Origin of the sequence: Kordiimonas laminariae (assembly GCF_023008165.1) — a bacterium.
GTDB lineage: Bacteria > Pseudomonadota > Alphaproteobacteria > Sphingomonadales > Kordiimonadaceae > Kordiimonas > Kordiimonas laminariae.
Genome location: NZ_JAKQZA010000006.1, coordinates 11,459 through 30,396, shown reverse-complemented (window position 1 = coordinate 30,396; position 18,938 = coordinate 11,459). Strand labels below are relative to the sequence as shown.

Genomic DNA, 18,938 nt, shown 5'->3' with positions numbered 1-18,938 from the left:
TCTAATTTTAACCGTTAGGTCCGGTAGGGTTGCCGTTGTTACCGTTTGGACCTTGTTGCCCACTGAATGTGCCCACAGTTCCAAACAATTGTTGGAAGAAACTTAGGTGGCGGCCCTTAGTAGGTGTTTTACCTGGCGCAGGATTGATTGAGCGCGTGTCAGACATGTCGAAGTTGTTAACATTTTCTACGACGCCGCGGTCATTAAATGTAATTGCCAGCACTCGGTGATCTACTGTTTCTGGCCAAAAAATTGGCCGAACACGCATGCGGGATGAGACATAATACCAAGTTTTATCATCAAAAAGAGCTGGGATAGTTGGTGAGCCAAGGGTTGAATTCACAGATTGGCGGTTGTCAACGCCAGGTGCAATAGCATCAGCTAATTCATTATCGAAAAAATAACCACGATTTTCGCGAGCATTACCACACGCTGAAACAGCAATACTGGCCGCTACGCAGAAGCCTAGCGTAACATGCTTTTTAAACGAACTCGGTGCTGTTTTAGTCATTCAACAAAATCCCACACTTTTCCCATTAGGTATATTAGTGTTTTTACTAGCTGTTCCCATTGCGCTGCGCAAGGCTCCATGTTAGAGCGAGCACAATTAATTTCATTGTCGCCTGAAAATTGTAGATCAAATGCGGCAAGATAAAGGTAATTGCCATGTTTAAACGTCTTTTTGCTAAAAAAGCGATCAAAGTTGAAGCTTACCGAGTTTATAGTGAGCTTGTTGGCCAGGCGAGAAACGCTGTTTTCTATGAAAGATATGGCGTGGAAGATACGATTGATGGTCGTTTTGATATGATTCTATTACATCTTTTTTTAGTAGATCATAGGCTTGAGCAGGAAGGCGAGGGCTATATCGAGTTTCGCCGTTTTATTCAGGAGGCAATGGTAAGCGATCTGGATCGCTCCTTCCGTGAGCTTGGTGTGGGCGATATGAGCGTTGGCAAAGAGATGAAAAAGGTAGGTGCTGCTTGGCTTGGTCGTAGTGCTGCTTATAAGGCTGCTCTTGAAAATGAAGACGAAGAACGCCAACTAGATCAAGTGGTAATGGCAAACATATACCGAGATAATCAGGATAAAGATGTACGTTTGATGGTAAGTTATATCCAACGTTCTGTAGAAACGTTAAAGAATACAGTGGTTGAAAGCTTTGAAACTTGTAGCTTTAATTTCCCTGATCCGACTGTTTAAAGGCTCCCGATGACAAAAACAAATAACCTGACCCTTTCCCTTAAAGCTTCTGAAATTGATAGCAATGAGAAAAGCTATGCCATCGAAGCAACTGATGATGAAAAGAGTATTCTTGTTGAACGCTTTAATCTTGTGTCTTTGTCTGCTTTTAGTGCTGAAGTTACCGTTAAAAGCAAGGCTGATATGGATGCTGTTTTGCTGGAGGGGCATATCGATGCAGAACTGGAACAGGCATGTACCATCAGCTTAAAGCCAGTGGCTGAAACAGTATCTGAAAACTTCTCTCTCCTTCTGGTTAGTCCGGAAATGGCAAACAGTATGGACGAAGATGAAGCTTATCTGGATGTGGATGCCCCTGATTATGATGCACTCGAAGGTGATATTGTTGAAGTAGGTGAGCTTGTTGCGCAGACACTGGCAATTTCCATGAACCAATATCCACGTGCTGAAGGCGTAGAATTGAATGTATCTGCATCTGCGAACGTATCAGTGAATGAAGTTGAGCTGGAGAAGCCGAACCCTTTTGCTGCCCTTGGTAAGCTGAAGGACCAATCTTGAACAAAAAAATAAAAACGTTATTGTTCGTATAAATATAACGGTGTGAGCTGTAAGTTATTGGGGTGTAGCTCACCTCAAAAAGTGCATACTTTGCGCATAAGATAGGATTATTTGTGGCTAAGACTATTACCATCGCTGTTGATGCAATGGGCGGTGACCATGCCCCTGATATGGTGATTGAAGGTGCCGCGAAAGCGCGTACTTTATATCCGAATACCAAGTTTTTGATGTTTGGTGATGAAAAGGCGATTATGCCACACCTTTCAAAATACCCTGAGCTGAAAAAGGCCAGTGAAATTGTACATACCCATGAGATTGTTTCTTCAGATATGAAGCCTTCACAAGCGCTTCGAAAAGGGCGTAAATCTTCTATGGGGCTGGCTATTCAGGCTGTGAAAGATGAAAAGGCCGATGTTTGTATTTCTGCTGGTAACACTGGTGCGTTGATGGCATTAGCCAAGTTTATGCTACGTACAATGCCTGGTATTGATCGTCCTGCACTTATTTCTCCGCTTCCTACTTTACGTGGTGAAAGTGTAATGCTTGATTTGGGCGCGAACGTTGAGTGCGATTCAAATAACCTTGTGCAGTTTGCAATTATGGGGGCTGCTTATGTTCGTACCGTGCTTGGGCTTAGCAAACCATCGGTTGCTCTTCTCAATGTTGGTGTTGAAGATCTGAAAGGCAAAGATAGCATTAAAGCTGCAGCTGATGTTCTCAAGGAAAGTACACATCTACCGATGACTTTTACGGGTTTTGTTGAAGGTAATGATATTGCAAACGGTGAAGTTGACGTCGTTGTGACAGATGGTTTCACAGGTAACGTGGCGCTTAAAACCGCCGAAGGTACTGCTCGTTTGGTTACTGACCTTTTAGGTCGGGCGTTCCGGTCATCTTTCCTTACAAAGCTTGGTTATTTACTGTCAAAACATGGCTTACGTTCGCTTAAAGATCATTTAGACCCCAATAATCATAATGGTGGTGTGTTCCTTGGGTTGAATGGTCTTGTAATGAAAAGCCACGGTGGGGCGAATGCACAAGGTTTTGCATCAGCTTTAACGTCCGCGATTGATATGGCGCAAAATGATCTCACCCGCTTAATCAGTGAGGATTTACATGAGATTGGCGTAGAGGAAGAAACAAAGCCATAAAATCGGTTTTGTTAAATGTGTGTTTATAGTTGAGTTATATTATATGCAGTGAAAGGTCAGCATTCCTGTATAAGCCTTTAAAAAGCTTGCGCATTTACTAGTGTTAGATTGACAGAATGCAAACCTTTGGGTAGCATTTGTGTGGAGTTTTTTTAACTTTAATCATTGAATGGTGAGGGTGCCATGTCAAACCAGACACTAACTAGAGCTGATTTAGCTGAATCTGTATATGAAGAAGTGGGGCTTTCCCGCAATGAATCTGCAGACTTGGTAGAGAGCATTTTGGATGAAATTGCGGACTCTTTGGTTAAGGGCGATAATGTGAAGATTTCCTCCTTTGGAAGTTTTCTGGTTCGTTCTAAAAATGGCCGTGTAGGGCGTAACCCAAAAACTGGTGAAGAGGTTCCTATTGAACCACGCCGGGTATTGGTTTTCCGTCCAAGTCAGGTAATGAAAGACCAAATTAACTCAGATAACTCATAGAGTTTTGGAGTTTCTATAATGGCTGAAGATTCTGCCACGGGCCGTGATAAAAGCGGCAAGGGGCGTGAAGCCTTTCGTACAATTTCAGAAGTTGCAGAATATTTAGATCTGCCGCAGCATGTGTTGCGGTTTTGGGAAAGCAAGTTCGCTCAAATCAAACCTTTGAAAAGAGGTGGGAACCGACGTTATTATAGGCCGGAAGATGTTGAGCTGATTACTGCTATTAAGCAGCTGCTTCATGTCGACGGTTATACTATCCGCGGTGTTCAGAAATTATTTAAAAGTCAGGGTGTTAAGGCAACTATCGCCTTAGCTAAAGGCGAGAATGAGCCACTGACTGTAGATGCTATTCTTGAAAAGCAAGAACAAGTGTCATCCGCACCTATGAAACAACCCGTGCAACAACAAGCTAAACCAATAAGCTCGTCTGATGATAAGCGAATTTCTGCAGTGTTAAGTCAATTAAAGGCGTTAAGAGCAAAACTGGATTAGTTTTTCTTGGATACTTTGTAGGCGCAACGTCTTGCGCCTGCCACTATGTGTTCTGATCTTTCGACAAAAGCTTCATCTTCAAAAAGTTTTTGAAACAACTGAAGTTCCTGAGAACATATACCACTGCAGGCCTTGGCTGCTTCACAGATAGGGCAGTGATTTTCAATGAAGAGCAAATCACCGTCTTCCGTGGTTACATCAGCCATATATCCTTCACTTGATCGCGCTTTCGCGAGGGCAACTAATTTCTCCGATAGATCATCGGCTTCAGCCATTGCTTCCTTGTAAGTTTTTTCTTGTTTTGTTGATCGGTGATCTAACAATTGGAGCAGGGCGTCACCCCCAAGTACATCGCGAATACCAGAGATCAGATCAAGCGATAGATCCCTGTGTGCATCTTGGAAATAGACGTTTGATTTCTCTGTTAGGCGCCAATATTTCGCGGGCCTACCTCTGCCAGACGCAACAGAGATACACTCAACAGCGCCTTCTTCTTGCAGTCGGTAAAGGTGTTGGCGGACTGCCATCGCCGTCAAATTCAGCGGTTCTGATAGCTCGTCAGCGCGCGCTTTTCCCTTGATTTTCAACTCTTTCAAAATCGTTTCGCGTGTACTCATTTCCATCTCCTGAATTTTATTTAAAGTTTTTACTTGAAAAAATCAAGCCGAACCCACAGTTATTAATTAAAGTTTTTTGTTTAATTAATGGAGGCTGAAAATGGGGCAGGAAATACTCTTTATCGCACGGGCTAAACTTATCGCTGAAAGGCTTGATCGTGACCGCGCAGATATAGCCACGTCACAGGCTGAAGAGGAGGGAAATCGTGACAAATAACATTTGGGAAAATCTCGGCAGTCTTGAAGAATTGTTGGTTGAAGATCGAGTGGTCGTAAAATTAGGGGGTAAGCAGATTCTGATTATAGCTGCTGATGACGGGCTTTATGCCGTTGATAATCGGTGCCCACATGAGGGATACCCCCTTAAGGAAGGTTCGCTGAAAGAGGGATGTATTCTTTCCTGTAACTGGCATGGTTGGACTTTTAATCTGAAAGATGGTGTGCCTCTTATGGGGCGGGACCCTGTTCAGACATATCCGCTGGAAGTTCGTGATGGAGAACTTTGGCTTGATGTAACACCGCCTCCTAAAGAAGAAGTGATCAAGAAACTCGAGGCCGACTTTGAAGATGCTTTGAATGATCATGATTATAGCAGACTAGCCCGTACACTCGCTCGCGGTGCAAAAGCAGGGCAGCCATATGAAGCTTACGCTGTTTCAGCGCTCCGGTGGAGCGAAGATAAGATTGAGCGAGGGTTTGGCCATGCACACGCTGGACTTTCTGACTGGATTGATTTGGCAGGAAACGATGATGATCTTCGACTGGTAGCGTTTCTTGAAGCCACAGGGCATTTTTCTTGGGATGGTTTACAAAGCCGCCCTGCCAAAGCAGGCCTTGGAATTGAGTGGGACATAGAAACTTTTCGCAAAGCAATTGCGGATATGAATTTTGAAATGGCTGTGAGTTTATGTGAGGCTGCTTTTGATGAAGGGTTAAGATTTGCTGATCTAAAGTCGGTTTTCTTAGATCAGGTATTTAAGCATTACTCAGCATTCGGTCATTCAGCTATCTATGTTGTTCATGCTGAACGGTTAATTGAACAGCTTGGTGAAGATGTCGAGCGTGGTTTGGCTATTCAGTTTGTACGCCATCTATGTGGTGCCGCGCGAGAAGATTTATTACCAGAATTCAGACAATTCATTTCCTTCCTCAATGGCGATTGGCCTCAAGAAAATGAGCAGGCATTTTCATTTTCAGGGTTATCAGTTAATGCGGTTATGGGGGCTGTTGTTCAGTCTAATCAACCTAATGAAGTGCTTTGGGAGCAGCTTTTGCTGGCTGCCGCAGAAAACATGCTGCGTTTTGATGTAAATTTACAAAATGCTATTGAACAACCTATAGCCCGTAACATTGGTTGGCTTGATTTCACCCATGCAATTACCTTTGCTCGGGCAGTTTATGTTCATGCAACGGCTGAGAATAGATATTGGCGATCAGGGCTTTTGCAGATGGCTTGCTTTGTAGGTCGAAATAAACCTTTTCTTACTGAAACCACTTTTAAAAAATGGAAAGTGGATGATCAGAAGCTATTTATGGCTCAACAAAAAGCGGACCTTTTCAATATGGATTATGGTGAATACATTTATTCCGTTCATCGATTGAAGATGGTGTGTGCCGTTGAGTACTTGCTTGATCTTGTTTCGCAAGGCACAGCAAATAGATTATTGGCGGCACTTAATCGTTACCTACATTCTTATTTGAGGCAGAAAGTACCTGCCAGAGAAGCGTATCAAGCCAAATTTCATGTAGAACGAGAATAAGTTAAAAACTTTAATTTGCCATATTGCGTACTTCCATGTCGCTCGTTATATTCGCCGGCATCCAGAAGGTAACTCTGAAATCGGGGAGTAGCGCAGTCTGGTAGCGCACTACACTGGGGGTGTAGGGGCCGCAGGTTCAAATCCTGTCTCTCCGACCAATAAGAACCGCTATGGCTTGGCTATAGCGGTTTTTGTTTGACCAAATACTTCTTCAATTCTAAATATTTAGAGTGAAATTTTAAGAAGTGGTGTGCGCTGTGACCAAATCGTGCGGATCATGTTCTGAGTGCTGTATTATCCTTGCTGTAGAATTCCCTAATTATCTGAAACCACCGGCAACTAGGTGTAAGCATATACGCGCTTCTGGTGGGTGCGATAGTTACCATAAGCGGCCCGGTGGGTGCAGAAATTATGTATGTTCCTGGTTAGAGGTTGATGCAATGCCAGATGCATGCAGGCCAGATAAGCTGGGTGTGATGTTTCGGTTCGCGCAAGATGAGGAATCTTGGAATCCTTTTGAAAAAAGTTATGTGATTGCCAACACCAATAAAACTCCTGAGGCATTTTATAGCGATCTTGCGAAAGCCAGCTATCAGATGTTTTGGAATGGTGGTATCCCTGTTTGGCTTCAGTTGAAGGAAGATAAGGTTCTGGTTGATGAAGTGGGTAGGGAAATACCGCCATCAAAGTTGGCATATTTTGAAAAGAAGTTAGGCGTTCAAGGGTAGTTTCATGATGGAAATGATAGAACATTTGCTCCCACTTGTTGGGGCAGGGATGGTTGCTGGCTTTTTAGCAGGGTTGCTTGGGATTGGTGGTGGAATTGTCACCATTCCAGCTCTCTTTATCGTTTTCGATAGTATTGGTGTGCCTATTGAGTGGCGTATGCATGCGTCTATCGCAACATCGCTTGCTATTATTGTAGCAACTAACCTGTCCAGCGTGCGAGCACATCATAAAAAAGGTGGTGTGGAATGGCCCATCGTTAGAGATTGGTGGTGGGCAATTGCTGTTGGTGCAGTTGCAGGTGCTTTTTTTGCGAAAACACTAAAAACAGAAGAGCTTATTTATATTTTTGCAGGACTAGCCGCTTTGCTTGCTCTCAAAATGTTGTTACCACTGGATAAATACAAACTGGGTGAAGATTTACCTTCCGGTGCGTTTCGTTACGTGAATCCAGGGATCATTGGCTTCTTTTCGGCCGTTATGGGAATTGGTGGGGGCAGCTTCTCTGTACCATATCTTACACTCTATAATATTCCTATCCAGAAGGCTGTTGGAACGGCTTCGTTGATAGGGCTGGTTATTAGTGTTTCTGGTGGTCTGGGATATCTGTTTGGTGGACTGAATGTAGCAGGATTACCATCTGGAATGGTCGGTTTTATTCATGTTCCATCCCTTGTCATAGTAGCAATAGCTGCTGTCGTGTGTGCACCATTTGGGGCTAAAGTTGCTCATGCCATACCAAAAAGACTATTGAGTATAGCCTTTGGATTGTTTCTTGTGTTGGCCACTGTCAGATTGTTGATGTCCGTTTAACATTGCACCGCAGCAAATATTTGGCTAGGTTCCCGGCAAAACAATAAGGACAATAACCTGTCAGTTGCTAAAGGACTGGGCCCCATGACACAAGAAGGCTTAAAACTCGCTTCAGAGTTTGATCCAGCTTCAGATGAGGCATGGCGCGCGCTTGTTGAAAAGACCCTTAAGGGTAGAGATTTCGACCGCGCTATGATCTCTAAGTCGTATGACGATATTAATATCCATGCACTTTATACCAGAGACACGATGGTGCAGGGCTCGCGGCCTGAGAGCCGACGAGGTGATTGGCAGATATTAGCTGCGCATTCAAACCCAGATGCAGGAAAGACCAATCAGGCTATTCTTGATGATCTAGAGCGTGGTGCTAGTGCGCTTTCTCTTAAAATTGCTTCTGGCACGACACCGGGGATTGCACCAGCCGAATTAGGTAATGCTTTGGAAGGTGTTTATCTCAATATGGTTGGCTTCTCACTCGTGCCTGGTGAGGAATATTCTACTGTATCTAAGGCGTTCCTGGGAATTCTCAAAAAGCGAGCTTACAAAGCTGAGGAAGTAAAAGGCTGTTTAGGTATTGATCCGATTGGGACCCTCGCACAAACAGGGCGTTTGCTTCAGCCGATGGATGAAGCGTTAGCCACGGGCGTTGAAGTTGCTAAAGGGTATGCTGAATATCAGCATGTGGCGGCCTTTATGGCAGACGGCACTCCGTACCATATGGCTGGCGCTACTGAGGCGCAAGAAATTGGCTTGATGCTATCTACAGCGGTTTCATACTTGCGCTCCATGGAAACAGCAGGCCTTGAACTGTCTGATGCTGCGAAAAATATTCATTTCACTGTAGCTGCTGATGCAGATGTCTATATGACTGTGGCGAAGATCAGGGCAGCACGTCTTCTTTGGCAACAGGTTCTAGAAGCTTGCGGTGTTAAAGATACCAAGATGAGTATCACTGCGGCTGGTTCTGCCCGTATGATGACAGTTCGGGATCCGTGGGTGAATATGCTGCGCGGCACCACTGCTTGTTTTGCTGCTGCTGTTGGCGGTGCTGACACCATTTGTATTATGCCGCATGATGCGCTTATCGGTATGTCTAGCGGCTTCGCACGCAGAATTGCCCGCAATATTCAAATTGTTCTGCAGGAAGAAAGTAACCTTTCCAAAGTCGCTGATCCTGCTGCTGGCGCTTATGCTTTTGAAACTATTACATCTGACCTTTCCGCAAAGGCGTGGACGTATTTCCAAAGCCTTGAAGCAAATGGTGGTGTAACGCCACTGCTGGCCAGTGGTGATTTGAAAGAGGAACTGAATACTGCGTGGGAAAAGCGCCGTATAAACCTTTCGAAGCGTAAAGACGCTGTGACAGGTGTTTCTGAATTCCCGCACATTCATGAAGACGCTATAGAGGAAGTTGAAGCTTTCGCTGAAGTAATGGCTGATTTGAAACCAGCAAGATGTGAAGCTGATCCGTTACCAAATCACCGCCTTGCAGAGGATTTTGAAGCGCTACGTGATCGTAGTGATATGATGTTACAGGCCAATGGCAAACGTCCGCAGGTGTTTGTTGCAAATCTTGGCACACCGGCTGATTACACGGCACGTTCAACATTTGCGAAAAACTTCTTTGAAGCTGGCGGTATTGAAGCTGTTCAAAGTGAAAATATCGCGACAGCAGAAGCTGCTAAAACGGCATTTGAAAAATCAGGTGCTGAATTTGCTATTCTGTGTTCAAGCGATGGTCAGTATGAGGTAATGGGGGAGGCTGTTGCTGCGGCACTGAAGAACGCCAAACATGTTTATTTAGCTGGTAAGCCTGTAAACGGTGACGCGCTGAAAGCAGCGGGTGTTGAAAGCTTTATCTTTATGGGCTGTAATGTGCTCGAAACACTACAAAATGCCTATGATATGATGGGAGAAAATTCATGAGCCGTATTCCTGATTTCTCCAACGTTGGCTTTGCTCCAAAAGCTTCTGCATCAACAGTATCCGGTGAAGCTTGGGCGACACCAGAAGGTATCGCTGTAAAACAACAGTATGATGCAAACGATATTGCCGAGCTTGACTTTTTAGATACTCGTCCCGGTGTTGCCCCGTTCCTGCGCGGTCCATACCCAACGATGTATGTGACACGTCCTTGGACTATTCGACAGTACGCTGGCTTTTCCACCGCTGAAGATTCGAATGCGTTTTACCGCCGAAATCTGGCTGCCGGTCAGAAAGGCCTTTCTGTAGCATTCGATCTGGCGACACACCGCGGTTATGATAGTGATCATCCCCGTGTGGCTGGTGATGTTGGTATGGCTGGTGTTGCGATTGATAGCATTTATGATATGCGCACGCTTTTCAGTGGTATCCCGCTGGATCAGATGTCAGTATCCATGACAATGAACGGCGCTGTACTGCCGATCCTTGCGCTCTATGTAGTAGCGGCGGAAGAGCAGGGTGTAAGCCCAGAAAAGCTGAGCGGTACTATTCAGAATGATATTCTGAAAGAGTTTATGGTGCGGAACACCTATATTTACCCGCCATCACCTTCCATGCGCATTATCTCAGATATCTTTGCCTATACATCGGAGCATATGCCGAAGTTTAATAGTATCTCTATCTCCGGCTATCACATGCAGGAAGCAGGCGCGACAGCTGATCTTGAGCTTGCCTATACACTGGCGGACGGTGTGGAATATATCCGGGCTGGTGTGAATGCTGGCCTTGATGTTGATGCATTTGCTCCGCGGCTCAGTTTCTTCTGGGCGATTGGCATGAACTATTTCATGGAAGTTGCCAAGATGCGCGCTGCGCGCATGCTTTGGGCGAAGCTTGTGAAACAGTTTGATCCAAAGAATTCAAAGTCTCTATCCTTGCGTACACACTGCCAGACCTCAGGTTGGTCGCTAACCGCACAGGACGTGTTCAATAACGTGTCTCGTACATGTATTGAAGCTTTAGCAGCGTCTCAGGGGCATACGCAAAGCTTGCACACGAACGCTCTTGATGAAGCACTGGCGTTACCGACAGATTTCTCAGCGCGTATTGCTCGGAATACCCAGCTGTTTATTCAACAGGAAACTGGTACGAACCGTGTGATCGACCCATGGGCAGGTAGCTATTACGTCGAGAAACTCACGGCCGATCTGGCTGAAAAAGCGTGGGCACACATTCAGGAAGTTGAAGCTGAAGGTGGTATGGCGAAAGCTATTGAAGCTGGTATCCCGAAACTCCGTATTGAAGATGCAGCAGCCCGCACCCAAGCGCGTATTGATAGTGGCCGCCAGACAGTGGTTGGCGTAAATAAATACCAACTTGATGAAACCGAAGATATTGATGTTCTCAAAGTAGATAATAGTGCCGTACGTGCGGCACAGCTTGAAAAGCTTGCGAAACTTCGTGCTGAACGTGATCAGGCAGAAGTTGATGGCCATTTGAATGTGCTTTCCAATGCTGCTGAAAGCGGTGAAGGTAACCTGATGGCGCTGGCAATTAATGCTGCGCGCGCAAAAGCAACTGTTGGTGAGATTTCCGATGCGCTTGAAAAAGTGTATGGTCGTCATAAAGCGGAGATCAGAGCAGTGACAGGTGTATATAGAGCAGAAGTTGGAAAGAATAACCCAGCAGTTAAGCGGGTTCATGAGCTAGTTGATGCATTTGAAGAAAATGATGGTCGGCGTCCACGTATTCTAATCGCGAAAATGGGGCAAGATGGTCATGACCGTGGCCAGAAGGTAGTTGCTTCTGGCTATGCGGACCTCGGTTTTGATGTTGATATCGGACCACTGTTCCAGACACCAGCTGAAGTGGCACGTCAAGGCGTTGAAAATGATGTGCACGTGATTGGTGCTTCATCCCTTGCGGCTGGTCATCTAACACTTGTGCCTGAACTTAAAGCAGAGCTTGCAAAGCTTGGCCGTGAAGACATTATGGTAATTGCAGGCGGCGTTATCCCGCCGCAGGATTATGATGCGCTTTATGAAGCTGGCGCGGAAGCTATTTTCCCGCCAGGTACCGTTATTACGGCAGCTGCAGAAGAACTTCTTGGTAAGCTTAGTGATAAGCTTGGTTATAGCGAATAAAGCATAGGAAAATGCTACGTGGTTTCTATTAACCAGCTTTCAGTAGAGACGCTTTTTGAAGCGGTAAGAACAGGTGATCGCGCGATGATTGGTCGTGCGATTACACTTGTTGAAAGCCGCAACGCAAAGCATCAAGAAAAAGCACAAGAGCTTTTACACAAACTTCTTCCATTCGCGGGTAAAGCGCAGAGGGTTGGTATTTCTGGCGTGCCGGGGGTTGGAAAGTCTACTTTTATTGAAAACCTGGGCTGTTGGCTCACAGGTGAAGGCCATAAGGTAGCGGTGTTAGCGGTAGATCCGTCTAGCTCCCGAACCGGAGGTTCAATCCTTGGTGATAAAACTCGGATGGATCTTCTTTCTGCCGATGAAAATGCTTTTATCAGGCCAAGTCCAAGTGCTGGTGTGCTGGGTGGTGTCGCTCGAGCAACCCGCGAAACGATGGTGATCCTTGAGGCTGCTGGGTATGATACCGTGCTGGTGGAGACTGTTGGTACAGGTCAATCGGAAACCATGGTTGCCGATATGGTAGATTTCTTCCTTGTGCTTATGCTTCCGGGAGCAGGGGACGAGTTACAGGGGATTAAAAAAGGCATCCTTGAACTAGCGGATATGGTAGCTGTCAATAAAGCCGATATCTTTGAGCAGAAACTCAAGCAAGCGATGCGGGAATATAAATCCGCGCTCCATATCATGACAGACGCAAGTCCAACTTGGCACCCTCCTGTTGTTGCATGTGCTGGCCTTACTGGTACTGGTGTGCCGGAACTATGGGCCCGGGTCGAGAAGCACCGGAAGTTAATGGATGCATCTGGTGAAAGGCAGCAACGCCGTGAGCAACAGAGACTTTATTGGCTCAAAAGCCAAATCCAGGACAGGTTGTTGGATAGCTTTTATGCATCTGAAGATGTTGCAGGAAACTGGGAAAGTATCGAAGCGGCAGTGAAAGACGGAAAAACAACAGTGTCGACTGCTACTGAAAAATTACTAGCCCTATATAGTTCCAAATAAAAAGCCCGGCTAACTGGCCGGGCTTTTATACTCTATCTCATTCTTAATTAAGCGCGTTTGATACCCGCCCAATCATAGAATTTAACTACTTCGCCATTCTTATCGCATTCTGGTGATGCCAATTCAGCAAAGAGCGGCGCAATTTGATCTGGCGTTGGCAGAGTATTTGGATCTTCACCAGGAACGGCAAGTGCGCGCATGTGTGTACGGATTGGCCCCGGGTCAATAACATTCGTACGAATTGATGTAATTCCGCATTCTGCTGCGTATGTCAGCGCAAGCTCTTCAACAGCTGCTTTTGTTGCTGCATAACCACCCCAGTAAGCACGGTGTTTACCAGCTGCAGCGGATGTTACGAAGATTGCACGGCCTGCATCAGATTTCTTGAGGAGAAGATCCATCGAACGAATAAGGCGGAAATTACTTGTTATATTCACTTCAACAAGTTCAGCCCAGTCTTTTACCCCGATATGGCCAATTGGGGAAATAGGGCCAAGTACAGCAGCATTAGCCACCATAATATCCAATTTGCCCCAGCGCTCGTAGATAGCGGCACCTAAACGGTCAATCGCATCACCATCACGGATATCCATTGGTGCAATAGTACAATTGCTGCCTAATGCCTGTATTTCATCATCCAACTCTTCAAGGGCACCTTGAGAGCGGTTGCGAGCGATAGCGATGATATCAGCGCCTTGTCTTGCGAGTTCAAGAGCGACTTCACGACCAATACCGCGAGATGCGCCTGTCACAAGTGCCAAGCGGCCTTCTAGAGTTTTACTCATTCCTTACGATCCTGTAGAGGCAATCATATCCAATTGATCTTCACCCTGATCTTTTTGGTTTTGATCAGTAAGGAAAGTTGGATACTCACCTGTAAAACATGCATCACAATAAGCCGGGCATTTGCTATTCCGGCCTTCTTTGTGGTTCACTGCGCGATATAGCCCGTCAATGGACACAAATGCAAGGGAATCAGCTTTAATGTGCTCTTTCATCGCATCCACATCCATACGAGCGGCAAGTAGCTTTTTCCGTTCTGGTGTATCAACGCCGTAGAAGCAGCTATGTGCTGTTGGAGGAGAAGCAATACGCATGTGTACTTCAGCAGCGCCTGCTTCACGCATCATGGTTACGATTTTCATCGATGTTGTACCGCGCACGATAGAATCATCAATCAAGACAATTTTCTTGCCTTTGATCTGGTTACTATTGGCATTTAGCTTCAGTTTTACACCGAGGTGACGGATCTGGTCACTTGGTTCAATAAATGTCCGGCCAACATAATGGTTACGGATAATACCAAGTTCAAATGGGATAGAGCTTTCCTGCGCATATCCAATAGCAGCAGGTACACCAGAGTCCGGCACAGGTATAACCATATCCGCATCAACGGGGAATTCCCGTGCTAGTTCAGCACCGATGTTTTTACGAGCTTCATAAACGCTCATACCGTCAGTCAGGCTATCCGGGCGAGAGAAATAAACATGCTCAAAAATACAAGGGCGAGCATTCTCTTCAGGAAATGGTTTATGGCTTGATAGACCTTCATCTGTGATGATGATCAGCTCGCCTGGTTCAACATCGCGTACATATTCAGCACCAATAATATCCAGTGCGCAGGTTTCTGAGCACATGATGTATGAGTTATCGAGTTTACCAAGCACAAGAGGACGAACGCCAAGTGGATCACGGAAACCAATTAGACCTTCTTTTGTAAGACTGACAAGCGCGTAAGCACCCTCGATCTGGCCAATAGCATCCACGAAACGGTCAATCAGAGTTCTGAACTTGCTGGTCGCAATCAGGTGAATGATTGTTTCCGTATCAGATGTGCTCTGGAAAATGGAGCCGCGCTGCACCAGTGATTTACGGAGATGCGTCGCGTTTGTCAGGTTGCCATTGTGCGCAATAGCAAAACCGCCCGATGCAAATTCTGCAAAGAGCGGCTGACAGTTTCTTAAAATTGTATCACCAGTGGTGGAATAACGGACGTGACCAATGGCGGCATTGCCCGGTAAACTATCGATCACATCCTGACTGGTAAAATTATCAGCAACATGACCAAGAACGCGCTTGGTATGGAAAGTTTCTCCATCCAAAGCGGTAATGCCGGCAGCTTCCTGCCCTCGGTGTTGAAGTGCGTGTAACCCGAGAGTACAGTGCGCCGTAGCGTCTGGTGTACCGTAGATGCCGAAGACGCCGCATTCTTCCCGCAGCTTGTCATCATCAAACGGGTTGGTGGAAAGGGGGAGCTGATTCGCCATGAAATTAGTCCTGCAGTTACCTTCACCCGCGGCTCTTTGCCGCCCGCACCGTATATCCGCTGATGCTTGAAATGACTAGATGCAATTTTGCACTTTTGCAGAAATATTACGTTGAGCCGTCTTTTTTCTTCTTCTCTTCGACAACATCTTTGAGAAGCTCATCAAGCTTTTCCCGGTCTAAGTCTTTGTATTCTTTGGCAAGCCTTTCGCGAGCCTCTTCAATGAACTGGCTTTCCACCGCATCGCTTGCAGCTTCCAAATAATCTTCACCCACTTTTTTAGGGTCTTTTCCAAGCGCCTCGGCGGCATAACCTTCAAGCATTTCAGCGCCCCAGGCCACAAGAGGTTTAAGTCGAGCTTGTTCCATCCATTCTGGTTGCTCCTCATTTGGGAAGATTTTTATGAAACCTAGATAGAGAATGGAAACAATGACCATACCCCTAAGAAGCCCAAAAAGTGCACCAAGGGAACGGTCTAAGAAGCCAACAGGGCTGTCTTTGATCGCAGAACCAATACTGCTCCCTAAAAACTTAAGAACGAATAAGCTAACAAAGAAAACGCCAACATAGCTGATAATATCGGCTAGTTCCTTAGGTTGGATATATTCCGAAGCATAGGGAAGAATAAGTTGGGTACCAAAAATGGTAGCAAGTAGAGCTCCTGCCCATGCTGCAAAAGATAGTGCAACAGTGGCAAAGCCGCGCCCAAAGGCCATAATTGTAGAGAGGCCAACAATCGCGAGAACACCGACATCAAAAGCAGTTAAGCTTGAAACTTCCATAATATGCTCCTGTTCGTCTTATTCTATACCTTCAGGGAAGAAGTGTGCAACCAAGTCTCCCACACGGGCCATGCCTTGTTGTTGAATAGCGTTTACATCAGCTTTTTTGCTGGATGGCAACATTGCACGAGAAAAACCTAGTTTAGCTGATTCTTTGAGGCGCGCTTCTGTTTGTGAAACAGCGCGAATATCGCCTGATAGGGCGATTTCGCCAAACACTACCGTTTCTTCGGGAAGTGCGACTTGTGAGAGGCTGGAGATAAGTGCTGCAGCAACGGCGGCGTCTGCAGCAGGCTCTGTAACCTTTAGGCCTCCAGCTACGTTTAGATATACATCGCAGCCTGCAAGGCCTAAGCCCGCGCGGGCATCAAGAACAGCGAGAACCATGGCCAAACGACCACTGTCCCAACCGACGACCGCTCGGCGGGGATTGGCAGCGCTTGATCGAGCAACGAGCGCCTGAATTTCCACAAGAACTGGGCGTGAGCCCTCAATGCCTGCGAATACTGCAGAGCCGGGTTCACGGCTATTATGATCAGCAAGGAATAGGGCTGATGGGTTTGTCACCACATTCAGGCCGCCGCCTGTCATTTCAAAGACGCCGATTTCATCGGTGCCACCAAAACGGTTCTTTACTGCTCGAAGGATACGGAACTGGTGGCCACGATCACCTTCAAAATAGAGAACTGTATCCACCATATGTTCAAGTACGCGTGGCCCTGCAATCTGGCCGTCTTTTGTTACGTGACCTACGATTAAGACAACTGTACCACGGCGTTTTGCGAAACTAATGAGTTCGTGAGCACAAACGCGTACCTGACTTACGGTACCAGGGGCTGATTCTACATGGTCTGCGAAAAGGGTCTGGATAGAATCGATTACCACTACTTTGGGAGGCTTGCCTTCATCAAGTGTCGTAAGGATATCCCTAAGGCTGGTTTCACAGCCCAACTTGAGAGGCGCACCTTTAAGGCCAAGGCGGTTTGCGCGCATCTGTACTTGCGCAGTTGCTTCCTCACCAGAGATATAGATGCAGTCCTCACCTTTATTAGCTAGCTCTCCCATAGCCTGCAAAAGCAGGGTAGACTTACCAATGCCTGGGTCGCCACCAATAAGAATGGCGCTCCCGGGCACAAGGCCACCGCCGAGGGCCCGATCAAGCTCGCTAATTCCTGTAAGGAGGCGAGGGGCTTCTTCAATTGGTTCGTCAAGGGAAACCAGATTTACATGGCTGCCTTTTTTGCCGCTCAGGCCTTTAGGCGCGCCTGAAACCGCAGCTTTCTCTTCTTCAATGGTGTTCCATTCATTGCATTCATCGCACTTACCTTGCCATTTTCGGTAAGCTGCACCACAACTGCCACATACGTATGATTTAAGAACTTTAGCCATTATGGTTTCAAAAGCTCCATTTCAATAGGGCCATGGGCACTGCCTGTAATGAATTGTTGAACATATGCATTGCCGGAATTATCGATCTGGTCTTTATTGCCTTCCCAGATGATCTCGCCTTTATAAAGCATTGCAATGCGGTCTGCTATCTTGCGGGCACTGGCCATATCATGGGTAATAGTCATGGTGGTGGCACCAAGATCTTTCACGCATTCAACAATCAAATCATTGATAACATCGGCCATAATAGGATCTAGACCAGTCGTCGGTTCATCAAAAAAGATGATCTCTGGCTCGGTTGCAATAGCACGGGCAAGACCAACACGTTTTTGCATGCCTCCTGAGAGTTCTGCAGGCGATAGTTCGCCTACATCAGGGGAGAGGCCAACACGGCGTAGTTTCTCAATTGCGATTTCTTTAGCATCTTTTTTGTTGAGACCTTTGCCTTGGATAAGACCGAAAGCCACATTTTCCCAAACTTTGATACTATCAAAGAGCGCAGCACCCTGAAAAAGCATGCCAAATTTATGAAGTGCTTTTTTTCGCTCGCTATTACTGGCAGAGGTTACCTCTTTACCGTCTACATAAATGGCACCACTATCCGGCTGCAATAGGCCTAGCACACATTTAAGCGTTACTGACTTACCAGTGCCTGAACCACCAATGATAACAAGCGATTGACCTTTCTGAACCTCAAGGTTTACCCCTTGCAGGATGTGTTTGTTTCCAAATGACTTTTTCACATTTTCTAGTTTGATCATAGAAGACATTATGCAGCACCTCCGAACACAATTACTGTGATGATGAGGTTAGCTAGAAGGATAGCAATAAAGGCAGAGACTACAGCATTAGTGGTTGCTTTACCAACGCCTTGGGCGCCGCCTCTGCTGTTATAGCCGTGATAGCTGCCCATTAGTGCAATGAAGAATCCGAAAACTGCAGCCTTTACCAGTGAAGAAACGACATCTGCTTGCTCAAGGAAATCAACCGTTACTGTAATATAAGTTGCGGCGTTAAGATCTAAACGTTCTGTACCGATCAAGTAACCACCGAGAACACCGATGATATTCGCGATAAGAACAAGAATTGGCAGTGTAATAACTGCTGCCAGAAGACGCGGGGCAATTAGATATTTGAACGGGTCGGTTGATAAGGTGACAAGAGCGTCAATTTGCTCGGTTACACGCATAGTGCCGAGCTCAGCTGCCATTGCACTTGAAACTCGGCCAGCTACCATTAAGCCACCAAGTACAGGGCCAAGCTCTCGTACAATCGCGATCACTACAACGCCGGGTACCACAGATTCAGCATTAAATCTGCTACCGCCTACATAAATTTGCTGTGCGAGTGCAGCACCTGTGAAAAGGGCTGTCAGGCCCACAACAGGCAGGCTGTTATACCCAATTAGCCACATTTGCTGCGCAATAAGACGCCAATAAATTGGGGGGCGCACGATATGGCTGATGCTGTTGCCTGCAAATGAGGCTAGCCGACCAAGTTCAGCTAGCGCCCCTAAGATGATACTGCCTACTGTAGCGAGAGGATTATTCACTAAAATGCCCGTTTGTTTCCTATATGTTCTAAACGCTAGTCGCACCTAGCTGACCTTTAGTCAACAGGAAAAGT

Annotated in this window: 19 protein-coding genes and 1 tRNA gene; 12 read left to right on the top strand and 8 right to left on the bottom strand. The window is 46.2% G+C overall.

Going from position 1 to position 18,938, the window contains the following annotated elements; genetic code table 11:
- Positions 1–7: 7 nt before the first annotated feature.
- Positions 8–511, bottom strand: coding sequence for an outer membrane protein assembly factor BamE (locus MF542_RS13125; RefSeq protein ID WP_247020190.1), 504 nt, complete (start codon positions 509–511; stop codon positions 8–10).
- Between the two features lie 155 nt (positions 512–666).
- On the opposite strand from MF542_RS13125, the gene MF542_RS13120 reads away from it, so the two are divergent.
- The 5 genes from MF542_RS13120 to MF542_RS13100 all read left to right on the top strand — a co-directional run bounded on the left by MF542_RS13120 (position 667) and on the right by MF542_RS13100 (position 3,884).
- Positions 667–1,200, top strand: coding sequence for a ubiquinol-cytochrome C chaperone family protein (locus MF542_RS13120; protein ID WP_247020188.1), 534 nt, complete (start codon positions 667–669; stop codon positions 1,198–1,200).
- A 9-nt stretch (positions 1,201–1,209) separates the two neighbouring features.
- Positions 1,210–1,758, top strand: coding sequence for a YceD family protein (locus MF542_RS13115; RefSeq protein ID WP_247020186.1), 549 nt, complete (start codon positions 1,210–1,212; stop codon positions 1,756–1,758).
- 113 nt (positions 1,759–1,871) lie between these two features.
- Positions 1,872–2,909, top strand: coding sequence for a phosphate acyltransferase PlsX (gene plsX / locus MF542_RS13110; RefSeq protein ID WP_247020184.1), 1,038 nt, complete (start codon positions 1,872–1,874; stop codon positions 2,907–2,909).
- A 183-nt stretch (positions 2,910–3,092) separates the two neighbouring features.
- Positions 3,093–3,392: an integration host factor subunit alpha gene (locus tag MF542_RS13105; RefSeq protein ID WP_247020182.1), complete on the top strand. Its 300-nt coding sequence runs from the start codon at positions 3,093–3,095 to the stop codon at positions 3,390–3,392.
- Between the two features lie 18 nt (positions 3,393–3,410).
- Positions 3,411–3,884 carry a MerR family transcriptional regulator gene (locus MF542_RS13100; RefSeq protein WP_247020180.1) on the top strand — a complete coding sequence of 158 codons (474 nt, stop codon included), beginning with the start codon at positions 3,411–3,413 and terminating at the stop codon, positions 3,882–3,884.
- Here MF542_RS13100 and MF542_RS13095 read toward each other — a convergent pair.
- Positions 3,881–4,501, bottom strand: coding sequence for a helix-turn-helix transcriptional regulator (locus MF542_RS13095; protein WP_247020178.1), 621 nt, complete (start codon positions 4,499–4,501; stop codon positions 3,881–3,883). The two genes, MF542_RS13100 and MF542_RS13095, sit on opposite strands and share 4 nt — an antisense overlap.
- A 206-nt stretch (positions 4,502–4,707) precedes the next feature.
- Between MF542_RS13095 and MF542_RS13090 the strand changes: the two genes are divergently transcribed.
- The 7 genes from MF542_RS13090 to meaB all read left to right on the top strand — a co-directional run bounded on the left by MF542_RS13090 (position 4,708) and on the right by meaB (position 12,875).
- Complete coding sequence (locus MF542_RS13090) at positions 4,708–6,261, top strand: Rieske (2Fe-2S) protein (protein ID WP_247020176.1); 1,554 nt, start codon at positions 4,708–4,710, stop codon at positions 6,259–6,261.
- A gap of 81 nt (positions 6,262–6,342) precedes the next feature.
- Positions 6,343–6,419: transfer RNA gene (locus tag MF542_RS13085), tRNA-Pro, on the top strand.
- Between the two features lie 282 nt (positions 6,420–6,701).
- On the top strand, positions 6,702–6,989 hold the full coding sequence (locus MF542_RS13080) for a hypothetical protein (protein ID WP_247020174.1): 288 nt from the start codon (positions 6,702–6,704) through the stop codon (positions 6,987–6,989).
- A gap of 4 nt (positions 6,990–6,993) precedes the next feature.
- Positions 6,994–7,800: a sulfite exporter TauE/SafE family protein gene (locus MF542_RS13075; RefSeq protein ID WP_247020172.1), complete on the top strand. Its 807-nt coding sequence runs from the start codon at positions 6,994–6,996 to the stop codon at positions 7,798–7,800.
- A gap of 84 nt (positions 7,801–7,884) precedes the next feature.
- Positions 7,885–9,726: a methylmalonyl-CoA mutase subunit beta gene (locus tag MF542_RS13070; RefSeq protein WP_247020170.1), complete on the top strand. Its 1,842-nt coding sequence runs from the start codon at positions 7,885–7,887 to the stop codon at positions 9,724–9,726.
- On the top strand, positions 9,723–11,867 hold the full coding sequence (scpA, locus tag MF542_RS13065; RefSeq protein WP_247020168.1) for a methylmalonyl-CoA mutase: 2,145 nt from the start codon (positions 9,723–9,725) through the stop codon (positions 11,865–11,867). Before MF542_RS13070 ends, scpA begins: the two co-directional genes overlap by 4 nt.
- A gap of 18 nt (positions 11,868–11,885) precedes the next feature.
- Positions 11,886–12,875: a methylmalonyl Co-A mutase-associated GTPase MeaB gene (gene meaB, locus MF542_RS13060; RefSeq protein WP_247020166.1), complete on the top strand. Its 990-nt coding sequence runs from the start codon at positions 11,886–11,888 to the stop codon at positions 12,873–12,875.
- Between the two features lie 47 nt (positions 12,876–12,922).
- Here the strand turns inward: meaB and MF542_RS13055 are convergent, their stop codons facing one another.
- The 6 genes from MF542_RS13055 to MF542_RS13030 form a co-directional block, all read right to left on the bottom strand.
- Positions 12,923–13,660: an SDR family NAD(P)-dependent oxidoreductase gene (locus MF542_RS13055; protein ID WP_247020164.1), complete on the bottom strand. Its 738-nt coding sequence runs from the start codon at positions 13,658–13,660 to the stop codon at positions 12,923–12,925.
- 3 nt (positions 13,661–13,663) lie between these two features.
- Positions 13,664–15,142: an amidophosphoribosyltransferase gene (gene purF / locus MF542_RS13050; RefSeq protein WP_247020162.1), complete on the bottom strand. Its 1,479-nt coding sequence runs from the start codon at positions 15,140–15,142 to the stop codon at positions 13,664–13,666.
- Positions 15,143–15,248: 106 nt separating this feature from the next.
- Positions 15,249–15,923, bottom strand: a complete 675-nt coding sequence (locus tag MF542_RS13045; RefSeq protein ID WP_247020160.1) for a CvpA family protein — start codon at positions 15,921–15,923, stop codon at positions 15,249–15,251.
- Positions 15,924–15,941: 18 nt separating this feature from the next.
- Positions 15,942–17,312, bottom strand: coding sequence for a DNA repair protein RadA (radA, locus tag MF542_RS13040; protein WP_247020158.1), 1,371 nt, complete (start codon positions 17,310–17,312; stop codon positions 15,942–15,944).
- Positions 17,312–18,082 (bottom strand): ABC transporter ATP-binding protein, encoded by a 771-nt coding sequence (locus MF542_RS13035; RefSeq protein WP_247020156.1) that lies wholly within the window; start codon positions 18,080–18,082, stop codon positions 17,312–17,314. Before MF542_RS13035 ends, radA begins: the two co-directional genes overlap by 1 nt.
- Complete coding sequence (locus MF542_RS13030; RefSeq protein WP_247020153.1) at positions 18,082–18,864, bottom strand: MlaE family ABC transporter permease; 783 nt, start codon at positions 18,862–18,864, stop codon at positions 18,082–18,084. Before MF542_RS13030 ends, MF542_RS13035 begins: the two co-directional genes overlap by 1 nt.
- Positions 18,865–18,938 lie beyond the last annotated feature (74 nt).